General features: G+C 65.5%; 15 protein-coding genes. 6 read left to right on the forward strand and 9 right to left on the reverse strand.

Translation table 11 applies throughout. The features are described from left to right. Positions 1 to 503 (reverse strand): recombinase family protein (locus NBY65_RS30020; protein ID WP_250265962.1); only part of this gene is annotated, 503 nt, incomplete at its 3' end. A gap of 1 nt (position 504) precedes the next feature. Next, positions 505 to 1,881 (reverse strand): IS701 family transposase, encoded by a 1,377-nt coding sequence (locus NBY65_RS30025; RefSeq protein ID WP_150045838.1) that lies wholly within the window; start codon positions 1,879 to 1,881, stop codon positions 505 to 507. Positions 1,882 to 2,028: 147 nt separating this feature from the next. On the opposite strand from NBY65_RS30025, the gene NBY65_RS30030 reads away from it, so the two are divergent. From NBY65_RS30030 to NBY65_RS30040, 3 genes are all read left to right on the forward strand, one after another. Further along, positions 2,029 to 2,670 carry a hypothetical protein gene (locus tag NBY65_RS30030; RefSeq protein WP_150045837.1) on the forward strand — a complete coding sequence of 214 codons (642 nt, stop codon included), beginning with the start codon at positions 2,029 to 2,031 and terminating at the stop codon, positions 2,668 to 2,670. A 160-nt stretch (positions 2,671 to 2,830) separates the two neighbouring features. Further along, a complete protein-coding gene (locus NBY65_RS30035) occupies positions 2,831 to 3,184 on the forward strand; it encodes a hypothetical protein (RefSeq protein ID WP_250265963.1) in 354 nt (117 codons plus the stop codon). Then, positions 3,181 to 5,244 (forward strand): recombinase family protein, encoded by a 2,064-nt coding sequence (locus tag NBY65_RS30040; protein WP_250265964.1) that lies wholly within the window; start codon positions 3,181 to 3,183, stop codon positions 5,242 to 5,244. The genes NBY65_RS30035 and NBY65_RS30040 overlap by 4 nt, the downstream gene beginning before the upstream one ends. Here the strand turns inward: NBY65_RS30040 and NBY65_RS30045 are convergent. Both NBY65_RS30045 and NBY65_RS30050 read right to left on the reverse strand, forming a co-directional pair. Further along, positions 5,211 to 5,669, reverse strand: coding sequence for a recombinase family protein (locus NBY65_RS30045; RefSeq protein WP_150045798.1), 459 nt, complete (start codon positions 5,667 to 5,669; stop codon positions 5,211 to 5,213). The genes NBY65_RS30040 and NBY65_RS30045 overlap by 34 nt on opposite strands. A gap of 199 nt (positions 5,670 to 5,868) precedes the next feature. Further along, positions 5,869 to 7,176, reverse strand: a complete 1,308-nt coding sequence (locus NBY65_RS30050; RefSeq protein WP_203330778.1) for an ISKra4 family transposase — start codon at positions 7,174 to 7,176, stop codon at positions 5,869 to 5,871. A gap of 144 nt (positions 7,177 to 7,320) precedes the next feature. On the opposite strand from NBY65_RS30050, the gene NBY65_RS30055 reads away from it, so the two are divergent. Continuing rightward, entirely contained in the window at positions 7,321 to 7,863 is a 543-nt protein-coding gene (locus NBY65_RS30055; RefSeq protein WP_162530932.1) for a transposase, read from the forward strand. A 451-nt stretch (positions 7,864 to 8,314) separates the two neighbouring features. Here the strand turns inward: NBY65_RS30055 and NBY65_RS30060 are convergent, their stop codons facing one another. The 5 genes from NBY65_RS30060 to NBY65_RS30080 form a co-directional block, all read right to left on the reverse strand. Next, on the reverse strand, positions 8,315 to 8,890 hold the full coding sequence (locus NBY65_RS30060) for a chalcone isomerase family protein (protein ID WP_162530933.1): 576 nt from the start codon (positions 8,888 to 8,890) through the stop codon (positions 8,315 to 8,317). 374 nt (positions 8,891 to 9,264) lie between these two features. Then, entirely contained in the window at positions 9,265 to 9,741 is a 477-nt protein-coding gene (locus NBY65_RS30065) for a transposase (protein WP_203330777.1), read from the reverse strand. 267 nt (positions 9,742 to 10,008) lie between these two features. Then, on the reverse strand, positions 10,009 to 11,277 hold the full coding sequence (locus NBY65_RS30070; RefSeq protein ID WP_250265966.1) for an IS256 family transposase: 1,269 nt from the start codon (positions 11,275 to 11,277) through the stop codon (positions 10,009 to 10,011). Between the two features lie 246 nt (positions 11,278 to 11,523). Further along, on the reverse strand, positions 11,524 to 11,817 hold the full coding sequence (locus NBY65_RS30075; protein WP_150045424.1) for a hypothetical protein: 294 nt from the start codon (positions 11,815 to 11,817) through the stop codon (positions 11,524 to 11,526). A gap of 491 nt (positions 11,818 to 12,308) precedes the next feature. Beyond that, complete coding sequence (locus tag NBY65_RS30080; protein ID WP_162530879.1) at positions 12,309 to 14,909, reverse strand: ATP-binding protein; 2,601 nt, start codon at positions 14,907 to 14,909, stop codon at positions 12,309 to 12,311. A gap of 1,020 nt (positions 14,910 to 15,929) precedes the next feature. Here NBY65_RS30080 and NBY65_RS30085 point away from each other — a divergent pair. Beyond that, complete coding sequence (locus NBY65_RS30085; protein WP_150045426.1) at positions 15,930 to 16,487, forward strand: Crp/Fnr family transcriptional regulator; 558 nt, start codon at positions 15,930 to 15,932, stop codon at positions 16,485 to 16,487. Between the two features lie 25 nt (positions 16,488 to 16,512). Further along, the gene (locus NBY65_RS30090; protein ID WP_250265967.1) at positions 16,513 to 19,989 is read left to right on the forward strand and encodes a response regulator; all 3,477 of its coding nucleotides are present in this window, start codon (positions 16,513 to 16,515) and stop codon (positions 19,987 to 19,989) included. The last annotated feature ends 90 nt before the right edge of the window (positions 19,990 to 20,079 follow it).

Consider the following 20,079-nt stretch of genomic DNA (forward strand, 5'->3'; position numbering starts at 1 on the left):
ATTTGCTCCTGGTTGCGCGCGTAGGTTTCCCAGTCGATGTAGCCTGGCCAGCAATCCCGGCGCAGCACCGCCCACTGCTCCGGCGCACGGATGAAACGCCGTCCGCTGTGCGGCTTGTCGGGCACCTGGTACCTGCGCTCCATCCGACGCCGGCCGTAAACATAGGCTCCAGCATAGGCGGGATGGCGCAGCATGTCGCCGATTGTCGCCTGGTTCGGCCGGTTCCAGCGGACCTCCCCCTTGTCCGGTCCGGAGCGCACGCGGTCAGGGAGCTGGATGTCATGGTCAACCAGATACTGCAGCACCCCATGAACCGAGCGCCGGCGCTCGAACACATCGAATACCAGCTGCACCGTTGAGCGGACCTGCTCATCCGGATCCAGCGCGACCTCCCCCGAAGGGCGCAGCACGTAGCCACGTGGCAGGCCGATGATGAGTTCACCTCGCGCGGCCTTGGCACGGCGTCCCTCATGCATGCGCGCCTTGAGCTGGACATTCGCCATTTCAAGCGGCGTAGCAGGCCAAGTCTATCAAGGTGTTGAGTGTGGCTGCAGGAATTTTTGTCGGATCGAACATCTGCCGGGACCCTCGTAAATTGCCATGAGTCCATAGCTGCCGCCGCACGGCGGCAAGGGCGTCGCTGAAGGTTGGCAGTGATTTCCGGTACCAGCTCGCGAGCCGAACCGCAGGTGGGCGCGTGGCGTACAGGTTATTGGCCCACAGCGTGACCAGCGAAAACAAGCTGAGCAGGAACGGCGTGGTACGGGCGATCGCCAGGTCGGACCACTGCCGTTGGGTTTCGACGCCGAGGTGACGACGGACCTCGGAAAAAGTGACCTCGACCGACCAGCGGCGAACAAACCAACGGAGGATGTCGAGCGGATCAGCCTGGAGGTCGGTGCAGAGGAACGCTTGCGGCTCGAGTTTGCCCTTCGGGTCGCGCACCAGGACGTAGCGGATCGGAACGCGGTGGCCGGGCTTGTGCCATAGGGCGGTGCCGGAGACGATCTCGAGGGTTCTTTCGCCACGACCATACCATCCGGTCACCTGCAGAGGACACCAGCGTGTTCTCGGGTTGGCGAGGCGTTGCTTCAATGTGGGTTGGCGCTTGCCGACGAGGCGCGGGCGCCCGCGCTGGCCGGGCCTTCGCCGCGGTGGTGGGTGGTAAAGTCCGGCGTCGAGCCGCAGGCGGGTGATCATGGTGACCCAAGGGCGCACGTCGTTGAGCAGCTCGATGGCAGCGAAGCTGGCGTCGCCGACGCCGATGACGCGCCGGTCCGGGAGCCAGAGGGCCGCCTGGATCAGACCCTGCCGCGCCCAATCGGTGAGCTTTTTGTACTGGCGCTCTCCCGGCCTGTGCGTCTGCCAATACCGCAGCGAGGGGGCCAAGATGGTCAGGAATGGCAGCGCCCAGACGCGCCCGGCCCACGGGATCTCAGGCAGCACCATGAACGAAAGCCAGCGCAGGCCGCTCGCCTTGACGAAATGGCCGCGTGAGGAGCGTACCGGATCGCGGTAAATGCCACGTGCCTTGATTTTGATCCCCCATCGCCGCTCGATCGTGTCGTCGGGGCCGATCACGACCGGCTCGCCCTTCGGGACGAAGGTGTCGACGAGGAGGCGGAGCAGGCAGCCAGACAACCAGCGGTCGGACCATGTGTTGCGGCTCAGCACGCGGTGGTAGTTGCTGAAGCGTCGGACCTGGCCCAGTCCCATGACGCGCAGCACGGACGCGATCGTCCGCCGACCCGGGACGAGGATCGCGCCCGCCACCAGGACCAGCACGCGCTGCCAGGTCGGCGCGGTGAACGCCGCCTCGAATGGCTGCATCCAGGTTCCCAGCCTGCCTGCTGCGAACCCCCCGGCGTCAGTTGCCGACATCTGGTTCTCCCCGTACGACGCGCTGGCAAGCTTCGGCACAGACGGGCTGGCGGGGAATCCCGGCGTCTCTCAAAATCGGGTCACCGGCGTTGCGCCGTCCTGTCGCGCCGGTCGCGTTGCGTGAGCTTGTCGCCTCGGGAGGCAGGAATGACACGCCGGGAAATCCTCCATCGGTATCGCCGCCTGCGCGCGATCACTACCGACCATCACAGGGCCGCGCTGCGGTTCCTGGCCGCGGACACGATGCTCGACCAGGCGCGGCGCCTGGGAATGCGGGCCGGGCCATCGCTGGTTGTCGACGACGTCAAGGAGCTCTCGGTGCTCTACGAGTTTGCTCTTTACACTGCCAGGGCAGGTCGTTCGCGCGCCATCGACCGCTACGCGCGTGCCACCCCGCTGCCGGTCGGTTCCGATGAGGCACTCACGCTCGAGGCATTGCGTCTGGCCCGCTTCTCGCTTTGGCGTGTCGAGCGCCGCCACGACGTCACCGGCCTCATGGTGAGCGATCTTCGGAATGGATCCGCGCTGTGGCTGATCGACGAAGGCATGCAGGCGAGCGTTGCAAACGGCTGGGTATTCGCCGCCCGGATCTTGCAGCCAGACTGCTTCGCCATGACCAATGGCTTGATCGTGCCGGTGCAGCAGCAGACTATCGACAAGCTGGTCACCGGCGGGCAGGTCTCATGCCGGTCGGATCAGGCAGGCGCAGCCGACGAAAGCCGCTTCGCCGCCGAGGTCTACCGTGACGCTCTCGACAACCGGCTTCTGGATCGCGTCGCCTTCAAGTGACCCCATCCGTCAGCCGCAGCGAGCATCCCGAAAATGGCGAAAGTCGAGTTGAGGATGTGCAACTCCGCCTCCGACATCGTGCCCTTCAAGCCGAGCAGAAGCCGGTCATTGAAATTCGCCGCGTCGTAAGAGCGCACAGGCCGATACCCCTATTTGTCTGGTGCGTGATCAGCTGGAAAAAGTAACCGTTACAGATCCGACTCACCCGTTGTTTCGACAAGAGTTCGTTTTGGCAACCACAACGGGCTCGGCTGTGAGCGGCCACGCCCATGTCGTGTACCGCGGCGATGTGCTGCTGAAACTGCCGATCAGGGCAACCAATCTCTCTCCGGCATCACCATCCCTGCCAACCAGCAGGCTGTCATTGGAAGCCATTCGAGATTTGATTCGTCTCGCATTACAAAGAGAGACGAGTCCGCCTGCAATCATCGAAACTCCCGTTGCCAAGCAGGTCGAGAACGATGCCGAGCCGGCGTCGGAAACCTCGCTTCGTGCGACGGGAGAAAAGCCATGATGTCAGAGCTTGTAACGGTCGGGCACCTGAGTCGGAAGGCAGTGATCTACATTCGCCAGTCAACGCCCCAACAGGTGCTGAGCAACCAAGAAAGCCTGCGGCTGCAGTATGCATTGCGCCAGCGTGCGCAGGATCTTGGCTGGCACGAAGCCGACATCGAGGTGATTGACACCGATCTTGGCCGCAGTGGAGCGACCGCCACGCAACGTGAGGGGTTCAAAGATCTGATCGCACGTGTGACGCTCGGTGAGGTCGGCATTATCCTTTCCTACGAGGTCACCAGGCTTGCAAGAAACTGCTCAGATTGGTACCCGCTGCTGGACTTGTGTGGTTACCGGCGATGTTTGATCGGCGATCGCGATGGTGTGTACGACCCGGGCTCGGCGAATGGCCGGCTTCTCTTGGGATTAAAAGGGACGATCTCCGAAGTTGAGTTGCACACTCTACGCGGCCGCCTGACCGCTGGGCTTTTGAGCAAAGCCGAGCGTGGTGACTTGGCTCTGATCCTGCCCGTAGGTCTGGTGCGCGGCCCACATGGTGTAGTGACGAAGCACCCCGACCGCGAAGTCCAGGAACGGATCAGCTTGGTCTTCGCCACTTTCCTGGAATTGGGCTCAGTCGGTAAGCTGCTCCGCTCCTTTCGGCATCGCGGGCTTGCCGTGCCGCGGCTTGATCGATTCGGTGAGGTGGTCTGGCGGACACCGACAGATAGCATAATCAGCAGGATTCTGAAGAATCCTGCCTATGCAGGCGCATTTGTCTACGGCCGCACCCGGTCCTGCGGCGCCACCTACGCCAACGGCAAGACGATCACCACTCGCCGTCCCATGGAGGAGTGGAAAGTCATCGTGAAAGACCGTTATCCTGCCTACATCGGGTGGGCCGACTTTGAACGGATCCAGGCCATGCTGCGCGACAACCACGCGGAGTACGTCCGCAACAGAACCCGTGGCGTGCCGCGCGATGGTGCGGCCCTGCTGCAGGGCATTGTCTGGTGCGGCCGTTGCGGCCACAAGATGGCCGTGGAGTACAAGAACGCCAACCGCTACGTCTGTAACTTTCTCCAGCGGAGCCAGGGTGGGCCGTTGTGCCAGCACCTCCCTGCGGATCCGATCGACGCGCAGGTGGTGGCTGCGTTTTTCGCCACGGTCAGCCAGGAGGAACTTGAGGCCTGGCAACGGGCGCAGGACACCCGGCGGCAAACGGAGGACGCACTGGATCGCGCTGAGGCACAGCAAGTGGAGCGCCTGCGCTACCAAGCATTGCTCGCCGAGCGACAGTTCAACCGTGTTGATCCTGACAATCGCCTGGTCGCATCGGAACTGGAGCACCGCTGGGAGGCCGCATTGCGCGAGCTGCGAGAAGCCGAGGAGGCACTGACGCTGCACCGTGCATCGCGCACTCAGCCGGACGCGCTGACCTCCGAAGAGCGTGACAACTTCCTTGCCCTCGGCTCGCAGCTGCCTGCTATATGGCACCAAGCCGGTATGGATCGATCGCAAAAGAAGGCACTGCTACGCTGCCTGATCGAGAAAGTCATCCTGCATCGGACGTCCCCTGAACGCATTGACATCCGCATCGTCTGGCGTGGTGGTGAGGTCTCCGAAGCACAGGTCGAGCCGAAGGTGTATGCTCTGCATGCTCTCTCTCGCGCCGCTGACATGCAGGCCCGAATGCTTGAACTGGCTCGCCAAGGCCTGACTGATGCCGAAGTGGCTAACGTCCTGACCAGCGAAGGGTACCGCTCGCCTCGCTGCCATCATGTCCTGGCACGTACCGTGCAGGTCTTTCGACAGCGTCATCGGGTTTTGCGCGGCGCCAGCCGGACACATCCCCGGCACATTCCGGGATGGCTTACCATGTCTGAGCTGGCGAGGCGGCTGCAGGTGTCACGCGGTTGGATCGAGCACCATGTCCGCAACGGAACAATTGTCATTGTTCGTGATGTTGCAGCGAAGCGCTACCTATTTCCTGACACCAAAAAGACCATAGACGTCCTGAAGAAGCTGAGATTAGGCAAAATCGATCACATCAACTTCGTAACAAGCACGAGCAAATGAGGGCACCAACATGACCGATCGTACACGCCATCCGCATCCGCAATGAGCGTATCGAACAGGGCGCACATTTCCAGCAACTGATGCCAGTCACGGCAGGAACGAGCCAGACGAGAGACTTCAATGCCAAGCACCAAGCCAACATGGCCAAGTCCAACTTCGGCAACAAGGCGCTGAAAGCCAGGACGGTGCAACGTAGATGCCGCTGAGCGTCCAAGATCGTCATCAATGATGATGACTTGGTCCTGCCCCCACCCGAGTTGGCGGGCGCGGTTGGCCAGCGCGTATTGCAAGCGCGTGGACTCTTGGTGTTGCAGAACCTGACGCACCGTCGATTGCCGGACGTAGACGACCGCATGTCGCTCACGATGCCGACTCTTGATCTTGTCTGTCGGCAGTAAGGCGGGGCTCGACGTGCTCGTGCTCATGATCTGCCTCCGGATCCGCCAGACGTTGGCGAACCAACTTGCCGACCAGCACGGTCAGATGCCGCCGTCGCTCGCGCGGCAGGTCTTGCCACCGGATCCCTACCTGCTTCGGACCGCTCATTGCGGCTCGCCATCCATCTCGCTAATGCACGCAGAGCCTCGTGGCTCAGCCGCGGCGGGACTGTCTCATGATTGGGGGTCAGGCCGCGAGGGCTGCTGGCGGATGCTGACCGTTGGCGATCTGAAAGCGTTGCCCGAAGCTGGGACCGAAGGTGCCGTTGTAGACAGCGCAGCGAACCTGCAGCAGAAGATCTGCACCATGACGGGTCCAACGCATATGCTGCGACTTGTTCATCCGGCGGTTTACCAGGAAATTGGCGGTGCCTTCGGTGATGGCTGTCCCGACCCGCAGACCGGCACGATGGCGCTCGGCGTAGTTGACCATCCAGTTGGCCTGACCGACCAGATAGCCGTCCAGCGCCAACAATGCAGTCCACAGCTTACGCGATGACGGCACATGCGATGGGTGCCCTGCCACTTCCCCCTGGAACGCGTGCATGACTTTGCGGATGCGCTCGATGCTGACCTGAGCATCCTTGGCCTTGCCGTTCCACAGACGCCAGCGCAGCCGGTCGACTTCCGTCACGATCACTGCCTTCGCCTCTCGCCGCACCGGAGTGTCGGTTGACAAGGCGCCAGCGGTTTGCTCCAGGTGTTGCAGCCGCATCGCGATGTGAAACCAATCAAGAATGGGTGGCTCGGCGACGCCGCTGGCGACCAGGATCGAGCGCAGACCGGCGCAGCCGTCGGTAAAGCCGGTCAGTGTCGTGGCGTCAGTTCGACCGACGCTGTCCAGCCTTTGGCCGATCAGCGCCACGAGATCCGTCTTCACTCCAGCTACGGCTCCGAACACCTGTCGATTGCCTGCGTCGGTCTCAACGTTGCCGACCCTGACCTCCAGATGCCGCTCAGCCTCCTCGCAGCTGCGGATGAACGTCGAGTCCACGCTGATGGAAATCGCCGCCGCGGGCGTCACGGGCGTGGCCCCCGGGGGATGCCGCAACTGCTCGCCAAGCGTCATGGTATGGCGGCGCAGGGTCTCGTGAGTCTTGCCAGCCTCGAGTGGGAACAGCTGCTCCAACACGCCGGCCGCCACGCGGTAGGTCATCAGCGCCGAAAGATGGGCTTGCAGGCGATCGAGTTCAGGAGCCGATCGGCAATGCGATGGCCAGTCAACACCGCTCTCGACCCCGCCACAGCTGCCGCAGCAGAACCGCGGCAGCCGTACGATCACCTGGCCGAACAGGGTTGCAATCCGATGCTGACGGTAGTCCTTCATGTGACAGACGCCGCCGCAGGATCGGCAAGTCGGCCGCCGTACAGCATGTTCCCTGGCCTGGGCAGCGACCACCTCGCGCTGGATGGCGGCCAGCAGTTCTTTTGCCTCGGCCAGGTTCAGACCCAGATTGGCGATGTCGCGAAGATCAGCCGGCTTCGCGATCTCCATCACGTCCGTGCCCTGGCCATCGCTATCAGCACCGGTCCCCACCAGCCGTACAACCCATGCCACCCGCGCCATCCCATCGAGAGAATAGCGCCATAGATTATCACCTATTTGTTTCCACCCCCAATCATGAGACAGTCCCGCAAGGTGCGCGGCAAGGTCCGCGCCCTGTTGCGGCAACGCTGCCCCGACTTGGTGGTCCCCGACGTGATCTGGCACACCGACTGGATCGCCCACCTCACCGCCTGGGGGCAAGGCGAGCAGGCCGTGCTCGACTACCTCGCCCGCTATGTTTTCCGCGTCGCCATTACCAACGCCCGCATCACCGGCCTCGATGATGGCGGCGTCACCTTCACTTGGCGCGACCGCAAGAGCGGGCAGCGGCGCGCCTGCCGGCTTAGCAGCGAGGAGTTCATGCGCCGCTTCCTCCAACACGTGCTGCCGCGCGGTTTGCACAAGATCCGGTACTTCGGCTTGTGGCATCCCACCCACCGCGAGGATGCCGCCCGGATGCTGCAGCTGCAGGCGCCGCCGGCCGCGCCGTTGCCGGAAACCGTGATGCCGCCTGAGCCTGCCGACGCCGAGGTGACCACCACGCCGCCGATCGAGCCCAGGATCTGCCCGCACTGTCACCAGGGGCGGCTGATCTTCATCCGCACGCTGCCACGGAGACAGGCCATGGGAGCGTAACCCCCAGTCGACGCATCCGTCGTCATGCCGTCTCGCCCTTGCGCGCTCCGGTACGCCACACGCTACCTCTGTCCTCGCCGCCGCCAATGACCGTCATCGTGACCCAGACGCTGCCATCCCATTGCCCAAACCCGCCGCTCCGGACCGCTGCTCCGCGGCCGAATGCTTCAGATCGCCGCTGCCGAATGGCGATCAGCGCCCGCGCCATCCAACGGCCTGGGTGAAATCCCCATAGCCACCGGCCCGCCGCCCGTGCCCCGCGTCCGTCCAACCGAGCTTCCGCGGCGGCTTCGCGCCGCAGAAACTCTTAATTCGTTAACTCTTAATTCGTTCTCTGAGGTGGCCTGTTGCGAACACGAGCACCGGTTTCGCGGCCGCGAAGATGGAGCTGACGACGGTGCTGGCCGACCTGCCATGGGCAACACGGTTTTGGGGAGCATCCGCTACGCTGTCACCCGTTGGCCTGGGTGCGTGAGCCGAGCAGTTCGCGCTTCACGCGCGAGGTTGGTGGGTGAGGGCCAATAAACGTCGCCAGCATGACCGTGGCGAACCGCCGGTTTGCAATCCTGCCGAGAGGCCGTTGGTTCACGCTGATCTCTGCCCCACTGGGAGTGAAGAGGATGGTGAACCGGTCCCCCTTGCGCACGGCCGGCACGGCGGCGAGAAACCGCGCCACCTCGGCCGACGACAGGTCACAAGGGGAGTCGCAATTCCGGTCGAACCCCTCGCGCCATGCCGCCCGGGCCCTCTCCTGGTCCACGTCGCGGAGGAATCGTATGTCCAGCAGTTTCATGTCCGTGGAGCGAAGGATGCGCTCGGGATCGCTATCCGGGTGCACCAGATAGAGGCCGCCGACATAGATCGGGATCTGCAGGACGGAGTAGCTCCGGAGCGCTATGCCATTGAGCCGCAGCTCGGTGCGCCCAATCCATTGCTCGTCTGGCAGCGTGACGCCTTCCAGTTCGGCGGCTCGGGCAGAAGAAAGTAGGGCAAAACCAGCGACGACGGAGAGCAGCGCACGCCTCATAGGTCCTCCCACCCGGCATCTCGGGGACACGGTTGCCGTCCTGTGCCAGGAACACCGCGGCATCCACCCTGGCTTTCAGCGCCGCGAACAGCCGGTGCAGTTCAGCTTGAGATACGGATGTTATAACGCGCTCGCTTTTGCATGCGAGCCGATGCCGAACACTGAAAATTTCTGAGAATTCTTGGGCAGACATGAGAGGCGGTTCCGTTTGGAATGCCGCCAGCCTGATCCGTTTTGTGAAACCGCATGGGTCAGGTCGGCCAGTGCGGCTCCTCAAACGTAATCCCTGCCGCGTCGGCCGTCCCCTCCGCATTCCCCAATGGCCGACTTGTCCGTTTCACCCACATATGTGCATCGTGGCAGGATATTCATGGTTACCGCTGATGACACTGTCGCGATTCGGGAAGCCTACCAGCCCGTTGAAGAAGTCGACCTTCAGCTGAACGGGTATGGCTGAAGGCTGACGACGAGAACAGCAAGACCAGCGCGCCATTCGGTGTGACAACGGCGCCAAGCCAGACAGAAGCTCGGTCCCGGAGCCCCCGGGGTGTTTCTGCCCCGGTCAGGAGCCGCATGATCAATCCTAAGTTGTAGCCTGCGACGTGGATCAGGTAGCGCTTCTGGACCTTCTCCCGACCGCGTAGCCAGACCCGTCGCATCCCGCCGCGATCGAGGGTCAGGGCGAAACTTCGCTCGACCCATTCGGTCCGCAGCTTGAAGGCTTCCCGTGCCACCCCGGACAGCAGGCGGGCACGGTTGTTGTAGACCGCGCGGCGGGCCGCCTCGTCGCCATGCCAGCGCAGGCATTGCTTGCGCTTCGGCTCGGCAAATGCGGGTCTTCCACGGGCCATCGTCCAGGACCTTCAGTGTGGCGCGCGCATGATACCCTTTGTCGGCGACCAGTTCGGCCGGGTCCTCGGATGTAGGTGCCACATCCACCGCGGCCAGTTGCTTCTGAGCTGCACCCGGTTTCCCTGGACAGCGATTTGTCCGAGAGGAGGCGGGTATGGTGAAGTCCAGCATGAACGAGATCGTAGCCAGAGATGCGGATGGTGGGCCTGTGGACACCAGGGGCGGGGGCGTCCAGGAGCTATGCTGGAAATTGGGTGACGGCCCGATCAGGCGGCGGTCTGCACTGGGGCCTCGATGACCTCGAGGCCGTTGCGGAATCTGACACCTCGGACGACCTTCGGCAACTGGTTCTCACCCTTCAGGCGGCGCCATGTCTTGGCAGCCATCATCACCAGTTTGAAAACCATGAGGCGGGCAGTGTCCTGCGAGAGCGCGCCCTTGGTCCGCACCGTGCGCAGGCGAACGGTGGCGAACACGCTTTCAATCGGGTTCGATGTGCGCAGATGATCCCAGTGCTCGGCTGGGAAGTCGTAGAAGGTCAGCAGCGCGTCACGGTCCTTGAGCAGGCAGGCAACGGCCTTGGCGTATTTCGCCGCATATTTCTCGGCGAACGTATCCACGGCGTCCTCGGCCGTGGCACGGTCAGGCGCCTGCCAGATCTCGCGCAGGTCATGCTTGACCGCGGGCTGAACCGACTTGGGCAGCTTGTCGAGGATATTCGCGGTTTTATGCACCCAGCAGCGCTGATGCCGGGTGGTCGGGAACACCTCCCCCAGTGCTTTCCAGAAGCCGAGACTTCCATCTCCGGTGGCCAGCCGCGGCGCGACCGCCAGCCCGCGGGCCTTGAGGTCGACCAGCAGCTCGTGCCAGCTCTGTGCGCTCTCGCGCATCCCGACCTGAAAGCCCACGAGTTCCTTCTTGCCCTCCGGGGTGGCGCCGATCAGGACCAACATGCACTCGGCCTGCGGCTCCATGCGCGCCTGTAGATAGACGCCATCGGCCCAGAAATAGACGTAATGCCGGGCCGACAGGTCGCGGCGCTGCCAGCGGGTATAGTCGGACTGCCATTCGTCCCGCAGACGGCCAATGACCGCAGGCGACAGGTTCGGCGCCTCCGGGCCGAGCAGCGCCGTCAGCGCCTCCTGGAAATCGCCCATCGAGACCCCACGCAGGTAGAGGATCGGCAACAGCGCGTCCAGGCTGCGCGTCCGCCGCGCCCAGCGCGGCAGCAGCGCCGAGGTAAAACGGATCCGCTCCGCTTCCGACGCGGCGCCGCGATCGCGCAGCTTCACCCGCCGCACCGGAACCGGCCCAATGCCAGTCTGCACCAGGCGTTCGGGCCCATACCCGTGTCGCACCAGCCGCTCACGCCCGTCCGGCAGCCACAGACCACTCATTTCGGCCAGGAATGCCTCGGCTTCCGCTTCCACCGCCTGGGCCAGCAGACGCCGGGCGCCGCTCCTCAGCACCGCTGTCAGCGGGTCATCCACCTCATCGGGCTGACGGAGGGCAACAACCCTGGTATGGCTCGTCATGGCGTATCGCTCCTTCGGGAGGTTCTGGCAGGCTCGTCACCCGCCTCGATACGCCGCCTCACTCAGGCCGTCGTCACCCAGTTTCCCCCATAGCTCGCTCCAGCCCGAGAGGTTGACTACATCGGATACGGCCATGATTGCGTAGGCTCCTCGGACCGACCGGATTGCATCTTCATCCCATCAGATCAGAGACTTGGCCTTGGTGCTACCCCTCGACATTCACCACCCCGAAACCCGATAAGAGCCTCATCTGATCCGATTATTCGACGATGCCGGAATCTTGCGCGAGGGTTGCAGCCTGTCATGGTCAGCCGTGGCTTGCGACGGGTCAAACCGGAACGGAGGGGGGATGACCATGTCGCCGTGCAGCATGAACCGAGCCGCTCCACGGACAACCGCAGGCGTTCCGATGCCGGACGCCGCGGAACGGTCGCGCCACATGATGCCTGGCCACACCACGGCCGCAAGGAAGTTCAGGCAGCCCGGCATGGCCCGGCTGACGAAATTGACACCGCGATGTCCGGGGGCGACCTCCGTCATGTCCCAGGCGATCGGGTCCGGTTGCGGCTCCGTCCCGATTCCGGCAACTCGGATGGCGCCAGTGTCAGTAGCCGAAACCGCACGCCAGCGTGGACGCGGTGGGGCTCCCCATGGCGAAGGGCCACATCAACGTTCCCCTGACGGTGTTGGCCAAAGTTCTCCTGACGCGCGCCCGCGTTCGGGAACAGCCATCAGGCTGCTGGCCGTGATTGGCCCCGCCATCCGGTTTCTGGCCGACGCGTTCCCCGGTGGGCATCCGGTGCCTGGACGGCGACAGGAAAGCCGACTCCGTCAAACGCATTCTGACGGCCAGACGCGCCAAGGGGGTGCCGAACCCGTGAGGGGCGTTCGGCCATGCCTGGTTTCCCGCCGGAATTGTGTCCGCATGGGAACTCTGGAAACTGCAAGATCTTCTATATCCTGAGAATATCCATCTTCAGGATAATACAGATCGGCTTTCGGCTTATTGAAGAGGTCAACCGATTGAATTATTAGTGCAACAAACTTCTTTCCTGCGCCCTGGCGGCCAATGATGCCTCGATCATGTCGATGAGGTGGGCGGTGCTGACTGGCTTGCGGAGGAGGGAGAAGGCGCCGCACGGCGCTCCGTCGGCCGCAAGATTGGCAGCCTCACCCACGTAGCCGGTCAGCAGGATGGCCGGCAGGCCGGGACGCCGCAGATGCGCCTCGCGGATGAGCGTCAGCCCGCCCATGCCGGGCATGGACAAATCGGAAACCAGGACATCCACGGTTTCTCCCCTGTCCAGCATGGTTATGGCTTCCATTCCGCTCTCCGCGGCCAGCACGGCGATCCCGGCCTTGTCGAGTCCGGCGGCCAGGGCCCGGCGCACCGACGCCTCGTCGTCCACCAACAGGACCCGGTGCGCCCGCCCGGATGCGGGCGCTGGCCCGGTTTGCTCCGACGCCGCTTCCGTCCGCGCGTCGGCGGCGGGCAGCCAGAGCGTGACGATGGTGCCGCGCCCGGGCGCGCTTTCGATTTCCAGGGTGCCGCCGCTCTGTTCGGCGAAACCTTTGGCCATCGACAGGCCGAGGCCGGTGCCATGTTCCCGTGACTTCGTGGTGAAGAAGGGCTCCATGGCGCGCCCCAGTGTCTCCGGATCCATGCCAGTGCCGGTGTCGGCGATGGACAGGCGAACGTAGCGTCCGGGCCTGAGGCCCATCCCGTGAACCGCATCCGCCCGGACGTCCTCCGGCATGGCCCCCAGGGTGAGGGCGCCGCCGTCGGGCATGGCGTCGCGGGCGTTGGTGGCGAGATTGACCAGCACGGTCTCCAGTTGGCCACGGTCAGCCATGACCGCGGGCAGCCCCGGGGGAGTTTCGATGCGCACGGCGATGGGGCTGCCAAGTGTCTGGGCCAGGATATCGCGCATGCTGTCCAGCAGCCTGACAGGGTCGATTGGTTTGGCGCGCAGATCGCCGCGCCGGGAGAAAGCGAGCAGCCGACGGGTGATGGCCATGCCCCGCTGGGCCGAATCGAGTACAATCCGGTCGAACTCCTGCACGGTCTCCGGCTCCTCGCAGCACATTTCGATCATCTCCGCGCCGCTCTGCACCGCCTGGAGCACGTTGTTGAAGTCGTGCGCGATGCCGCCCGCGAGTTGGCCGAGCGCCTGCATCCGTTGGGCGTGGGCGGCGCGCGCCTGTGCCTCTTCTCGCGCCGCCACTTCCGTCCGCACCCGCTCCTCGAGCTGCCGGTTCAGCTCTCCGAGCGCGGTTTCCGCGCGGCGGCGGGCCGTCACGTCGATCAGAATGCCTGCGGCCCGGACCGGCCGCCCATCGGCGCCGCGTTCAATCCGCCCGTACGCGGCCAGCCAGCGTTCGCCATCCTCCGCAGCGGCGGCAGACCGGAACTCAATCTCGTAGGGTGCGCCATCCTCGGTGGCGCGCGCCCAGCAGGCTGCGAAGCGCGGCCGGTCTTCCAGGTGAACCACCTCCTCCAACCAGTTCCCGGACGTGAACTCCGAAGACTGCACGCCAAGCAAAGTCATCGTCTCGGGCGACCGGCGACCGCGCCCCGAGGCCAAATCCAGTTCCCAGGTGCCGACGCCCGCTCCTTCGGTCGCCAGCTTGAGGCGCGCCTCACTCCCGGCCAGAGCGCGCGTGCGTTCTTCAACGGTCTGCTCAAGCACCTGCCGTCCCCGCAACAGCAACCAGGCCGTTGTCCCAAGGAGCGCGGAGATGATGGACGTCAGCACGCCTTGGATGAGCGTCGCCTTGCGCCACGGTGCCATAACTTCCATCTCGTTCGCGCTGCTGGAAACCACGACATTCCAGTTCGGCAGGGTGTGCCAGGCGCCGATGCGCGGCCTGCCATCGACTACGGAATGGCCTCTGTTCGTGCCGTCAGGAGCGGTGAAGGCCGCGGCGACCCGGCGTTCGACCTCGGCATCCGCAAGGGGCACCAGCGGCGGCCACGACCGGGCGATCGTTGCTCCGTCTGGCCGGAACAGACTGATGCGTTGCGCAGTGGCCGGATCAAGTATTTTGTTCCAATATTCAATCAGATTGGCGAGGCTCGGCGCGGCGACAATGACGCCGTTGAATACCCCGTCTTTCCAGCGGGCCTTCGATATATTGAAGGTTGGCACCGGCGGGGTTATCGCCATGAAGGCGCGGGTTACATAATGATGACCTGGACCGGCATCCCGCGCCCCGCTGAAATATTCACGGAAGCTGCGATTGCGCTCGTCCACATATTTAGGCTCACTTACCATGCAGATGTATCCATCTGCATCGACGATCCATAGCGAGGTGCCGTCCGGAGATTCCTGGGCGGACAGACGCAACAGATCCTGAAATTGGGCATCCGAACGCAAGGCCGGGCAGTCACGGTTGCCCACCACGCGCTCAACGATGTCGATGAGCAGCCCCTGGGTGTCCAGCAGCTTCAGAACATGCTCGCTGACGACTTCGACACTGTAGCGTTGAACTGACAAGGCCGCGTGCAACTCGTTGGTCCGCGCACGAACGGCCATACACAGCCAGAGGGCCAGTGGAACCAGTGCAATGCAGATGGCCGCCGCCGCCAAGCGAACCCGACCTCGGACGCCTGTTTCGAAGAAGCCGCTCATGGCGGACACTCCCAAACTTGGTCGGCTCAATGAGTTTTTGAAAATATATTCACCATCCATTCATTTCCACCGTTATTTAATGCAATTAAAGTATGAACTAATCGCACGATTTAATTTTTCATTATTAGCCTTGTTGTTCTTATTTGGAATTTGCTGAGGCCGGCCAATTTGTCTCGCGGGAATTTCCACTCCGGAGGGGGCATCCTCTGCCGTCCGGCGGCAAGCTTGCTCGGCGCGGAGATGTGCCACCTCGCTGCGAGACGCCGTTCCGTAGTGGCATGGGTCCGGCAGGACTCACGGTGGAAAATTTCCGCCAATCCAACAGTTTGGCGTCCGTGCAACTCGCGAGGAGGTTGACGACCGCCCCGTTCAAAACAGATGGGGTGGACGGCCCCAGGCATCAGCGTGCCAAATTCCGGGTTCTGGGAAGCGGCGGTCCATGTCGGCGCCCAGTTTTTCGCCCGATCATGGACCACCTCGCCCGTCCATTCGGCTCGGCCGGACAGCGGCATGAACTCACACGCACCTCGGCTATTCCAAAACACAATCTCAACGTGCGTTGGGTCATCTGACGAGGAATCGGATCATAACTCCTGGCTGGCCAATGTCATTTCCAACATAGCGTCGACCACAAAAACGCAAACTTGCTTCCTTCTGCCGTCCACTGAGCAGACAACCTCTCGCCGCCGTGGCGCATTCATGCCAAGTTGATCTGCCTTGCAGAAATAACAACTTGATGGTTGGCAATAAATACACAGTCGGCATGCCGGACGACATCGGGCCAGACCTAGCTCCGCGTTGGGGCATCCTGCCGCGAGCGTCGTCTCCGAACGGCAACCTTCTGCTCGGGCACCTCCCGTGCGGCGACCACAACCGCTCCGCGCCGAACTTGGAGGAAGTGACGCTCCTGCGGGGACAGATGCTTTTCGAGCCTGGCCGGGTTCCCCCGCACGTCCACTTTCCCCATGCGGGCACCTTGGTGTCGCCGATCCTGTCGCTGCCGGAAGGCAGGCCGGGACGATGACGGTGGGCCGGGAGGGGGCGGTCGGCTTCGGCGTTGATCCCGCCGATCCCGCGGTCGAAGCCTCCGCCCGCGGCCTTGTCCAGGTCCCTGGCAAGGCGGAGCGGGTGCTGGTGTTGGTTCCGGTGCCGGCCGCCGCCGCTTCCGCCTCGCCCCCGCTGCGGCACCAGCTCGCCCGCCATGCCGAAGCGGCGATGTCGGCGGACCCGCAGTCCGTTGCCTGCATGGCCGCGCACCGGGGCCGGCCGCGCCTGGCCAGCTGGCTGTTGACCGCGCTCGACCGCGCCCCCGGCGGCAACCCGGCGCTGCCGCTGACGCAGGAGTTCCTGGCCGGGATGTTGGCCGTACGTCGGGTCACGGCTGGTGAGGCCCCGCTCTCCCTTCAGGCCGAGGAACTGACCCGCATCCGCCGCGGCCGCGTCCATGTCCTGGACCGCAGGGGTCTGGGTCTCGGGCGCGCCGCCTGCGATGCCACGCGGCCGTCCGACGCCGCTTCGTGCGGCTTCTGCGGGATGCCACTGGCGGGGACGCCGGTGCGTCCGGGACTGCCCGTCTGAGCTGCCCCACGGCGGAGGAACGGTGATGAACGAATCCGCGCCAGGCGCATTTTCAAGCAGCAGTGTCTCCGCACCCGGTTCCGCCGACAAGGGTCCGGATACGGCCGCCGCCGCCTGGCGGGGGCAGGCGGCGGCGGCATTGTTCGGCATTGCCTACTTTGCCGCGGTCCTGCTCGGCCACGCGCTCTCCCTCCGACCGTCAGCGGTCGCGACCTTCTGGCCGGGAGCAGGCTTGTATGTGGCGGCGCTGCTGCTGGCGCCGCCCCGCCGCTGGCCCGCGCTGATCGCCGCCGCAGGCGCGGCCAGCATCACCGCCCACGTGTGGCTCCTGGCCGAACCCCTCGCCTTGTCGCTTGGCACCGTGGCCGCCAGCGGCCTGGAGGCGGTGGCGGGGGCCGTCACCATCCGCCTGGTCCTGCGCGGAAGCGGCGGCGGCATCGAGCCAGCCTGCCGCCTGCGCGACACCCTGGCCATCGGCGCCGCCGCACTGGCCGCCCCAGTGGCGGGGGCGACGGTCAGCGCGGCCGCGGTTGCCGCCCTGGCCGGAGCCTCTTTTGCCGAGGTCTGGCCCGTCTGGTGGGTTGCCGACGCGGTCGGCATTGCCGTCGCGGCGCCGCTCACCCTGGCCGCTGTCCGGGCATGGAAGGAGAGGAGTGCCTTGGCAGCACAGCTGCCGAAAGGGCGGCTGCTGGAAGCTGTCGCCGCCCTTGCCGCAGTCGTGGCTTGCACGGCCGCGGTCTTCTGGCTGCCGCTCTCCCCGATGCGGCCGACCTTTTGGACGCTGCCGCCGCTGATGTGGGTGGCGCTGCGCCACGGACAGTTCGGAGCCACCGCCGCAGCGGCGCTCCTGGCTCTGACCGCGGCGGCCGGGATGGCAGCAGGGGCCGGGCCTTACCTCCAGCCGGGCCTGAACCCGGCGGGCCAGGCTCTGATCCTGCAGATGTTCCTGTTCGTCGCCGTCGCCATGACGCAGCTCATGGCCGCCGTGGTGACCGAGCGCGCGGCCGCCTCTTCCCGGCTCGCCGCGGTCAATGCCGGGCTGGGGGCGGCGGTGGCCGCGCGCACGGCGGAACTGACGGCGGCCAATGCCCGGGTCACCGAAAGCGAGGCGCGGCTGCGGCTGTTCGTGGACCGCGCCCCGGCCGCCATCGCGATGTTTGACACGGAGATGCGCTACCTCGCAGTGAGCCGCCGCTTCCTACGCGACTTCGCCCTGGACGGGGTCCTCGACCCGCAATCGGTGATCGGACGCAGCCACTACGATGTCGTCCCGGATATTCCCGAGCGCTGGCGAGAGATCAACCGCCGCGTGATCGGGGGGGAAACGCTGTCGGCCGGGGAAGACCAGTACCCGCACGCGGACGGCCGCATCGACTGGGTCCAATGGGAGATGACACCCTGGCGCCGCGCCGACGGCTCTGCCGGCGGCGCCCTGCTGGCCGCCGAGATGGTGACGACGCGCAAACAGGGCGAGGCGGCGCTGGCCGAAAACGAGGCGAGGCTGCACGATCTGGTGCAGACGCTCGACCTCGGGACGTTCATGACACGCGCCCCGGACGGCACCATCCACTTCTGGTCGAAGGGTGCGGAGCGTCTCTACGGCTGGACGGCCGCCGAGGCGGTCGGGCGGGTGTCGCACGATCTGCTGCGGACAGTCTTCCCGGTGGCGCTGGCCGAGGTCGAAGCGGCGCTGGAGCGTGACGGGGAATGGAGCGGCGACCTGCGGCACCGGACCAGGGACGGCCGGGAACTCATCGTTTCCGCCCGCAAGGCGCTGCGACGCGGCCCGGACGGGCAGCCCTTGTCAGTCATGGAAGCGCTGACCGACACCACCGCGCAGCGGCGGGCCGAGGCGGAGCTTGCCGAACTGAACCGACGCCTCGAGGAGCGGGTGCGCGAAGAGGTGGCGGCCCGCGAGGACGCGCAGGCGCGCGCCGCCCACGCCCAACGCATCCAGGCGCTCGGCCAGCTCGCGGGAGGCATCGCGCACGACTTCAACAACATCCTGCAGGCCGTCTCGGGCGCGGCGACGCTGATCGAACAGTGGCCGGAGGACCGCGACAAGACGCGCCGCCTCGCCCGCACCGCCATCGACGCCGCCGCCCGCGGCGCCTCGATCACCCAGCGCCTGCTCTCCTTCGGCCGCCGCGGCGAGATGCGCGCCGAAGCGGTTCCCGTGTCCGGGCTGCTGGAAGGCATGCGCGACGTGCTCGCCCACACCCTGGGCAGCCCGATCAGCGTCCGCAGCGAGGTGCCCGCCGACATCCCGCCGGTGATGGCCGACCGGGGCCAGCTCGAGACGGCGTTGGTCAACCTCGGCATCAACGCCCGGGACGCCATGCCGCAGGGCGGCACCCTGACGTTCTCGGCCCGGGCCGAGAACGTCAGTGAGGGCGGCGCGCACCCGGCCGGGCTGACACCCGGCGACTACGTGCGGATCAGCGCCGCCGACACCGGCACCGGCATGGACGAGGCGACTCTCACCCGGGTGACGGAGCCGTTCTTCACCACCAAGCCGCCGGGCCAGGGGACGGGGCTGGGTCTGCCGATGGTCAAGGGATTCGCCGAGCAGTCCGGCGGCGCATTCATGATCACCAGCGCCCCCGGCGCAGGCACCACGGTCACCCTCTGGCTGCCGCAGGCCGCGTCCCTCGCGGACCATGCCCAGGCCGGGGAAGAGGACTACCGCGGCGGGCCCGGCGGCGGCGCGCGAATCCTTCTGGTCGATGACGACGAGCTCGTGCGCGAAACGCTGGCGGCACAGCTTGAGGATGTCGGTTTTTCCACCCTTGTCGCGGCCAGCGGGGCCGAGGCGCTGGAACTGCTGCAGTCGGGGGAAGAGGCGGATGCGCTGGTGAGCGACCTGTCCATGTATGGCATGAATGGCGTCGAAACCATCCGGCAGGCGCGCCATCTGCGGCCCGGGCTCCCTTGCTTCCTGCTGACCGGCTACATGGGCGAGCGGGCGGCGCTCTCGTCAGGGGACTCCTTCGCCCTCGTCCGCAAGCCAGTGGCGGGCCGCGCCCTGGCCGCGCGCATCCGAGCCAGCCTCGAAGCCGCGCGGAACCCCGACAGCGGCCGGAAAGCCGCGTCCGGCGACGGTCAGGCCCCCGCTGCGCATCCCAGGGAAGACGTCACCGTGATGGTGGTCGAGGACGACGAATCCCTGCGGGAGTCCCTGGCGGACTTCCTGGACCTCGAGGGCATCCGCGCGGTCGGGGCGGCGGACGGCCGCGAAGCCCTGCAGCTGCTGGCGTCCGGGGTCCGGCCGGACGCCATCATCCTCGACCTGATGATGCCGGGGATGAACGGATGGGAGTTCAGGCGGGCCCAGATGAGCGCGCCGGAGCTGCGCAACATCCCGGTGTTCGTCGTCTCCGGCGTCAACGTGCCTTCGGCCGAGGTGGAAACCCTGAAAGCGTTGGAGTTCGTCCAGAAGCCTTTCGATCCCGTTCGCCTGGTTGCGGCGGTCGCCCAGGCCGCCGGGCGAAGGGACGGATAAGCGCATGCCGGATGGCGGGCGGTTCTGGCGCGGCGGCAGCCCTGCCGGGCAGGTTCCATCCGCCGCAGTGGTTCCCAGTGCTCCGAGTTC

The sequence above is a fragment of the Rhodovastum atsumiense genome (assembly GCF_937425535.1).
GTDB lineage: Bacteria > Pseudomonadota > Alphaproteobacteria > Acetobacterales > Acetobacteraceae > Rhodovastum > Rhodovastum atsumiense.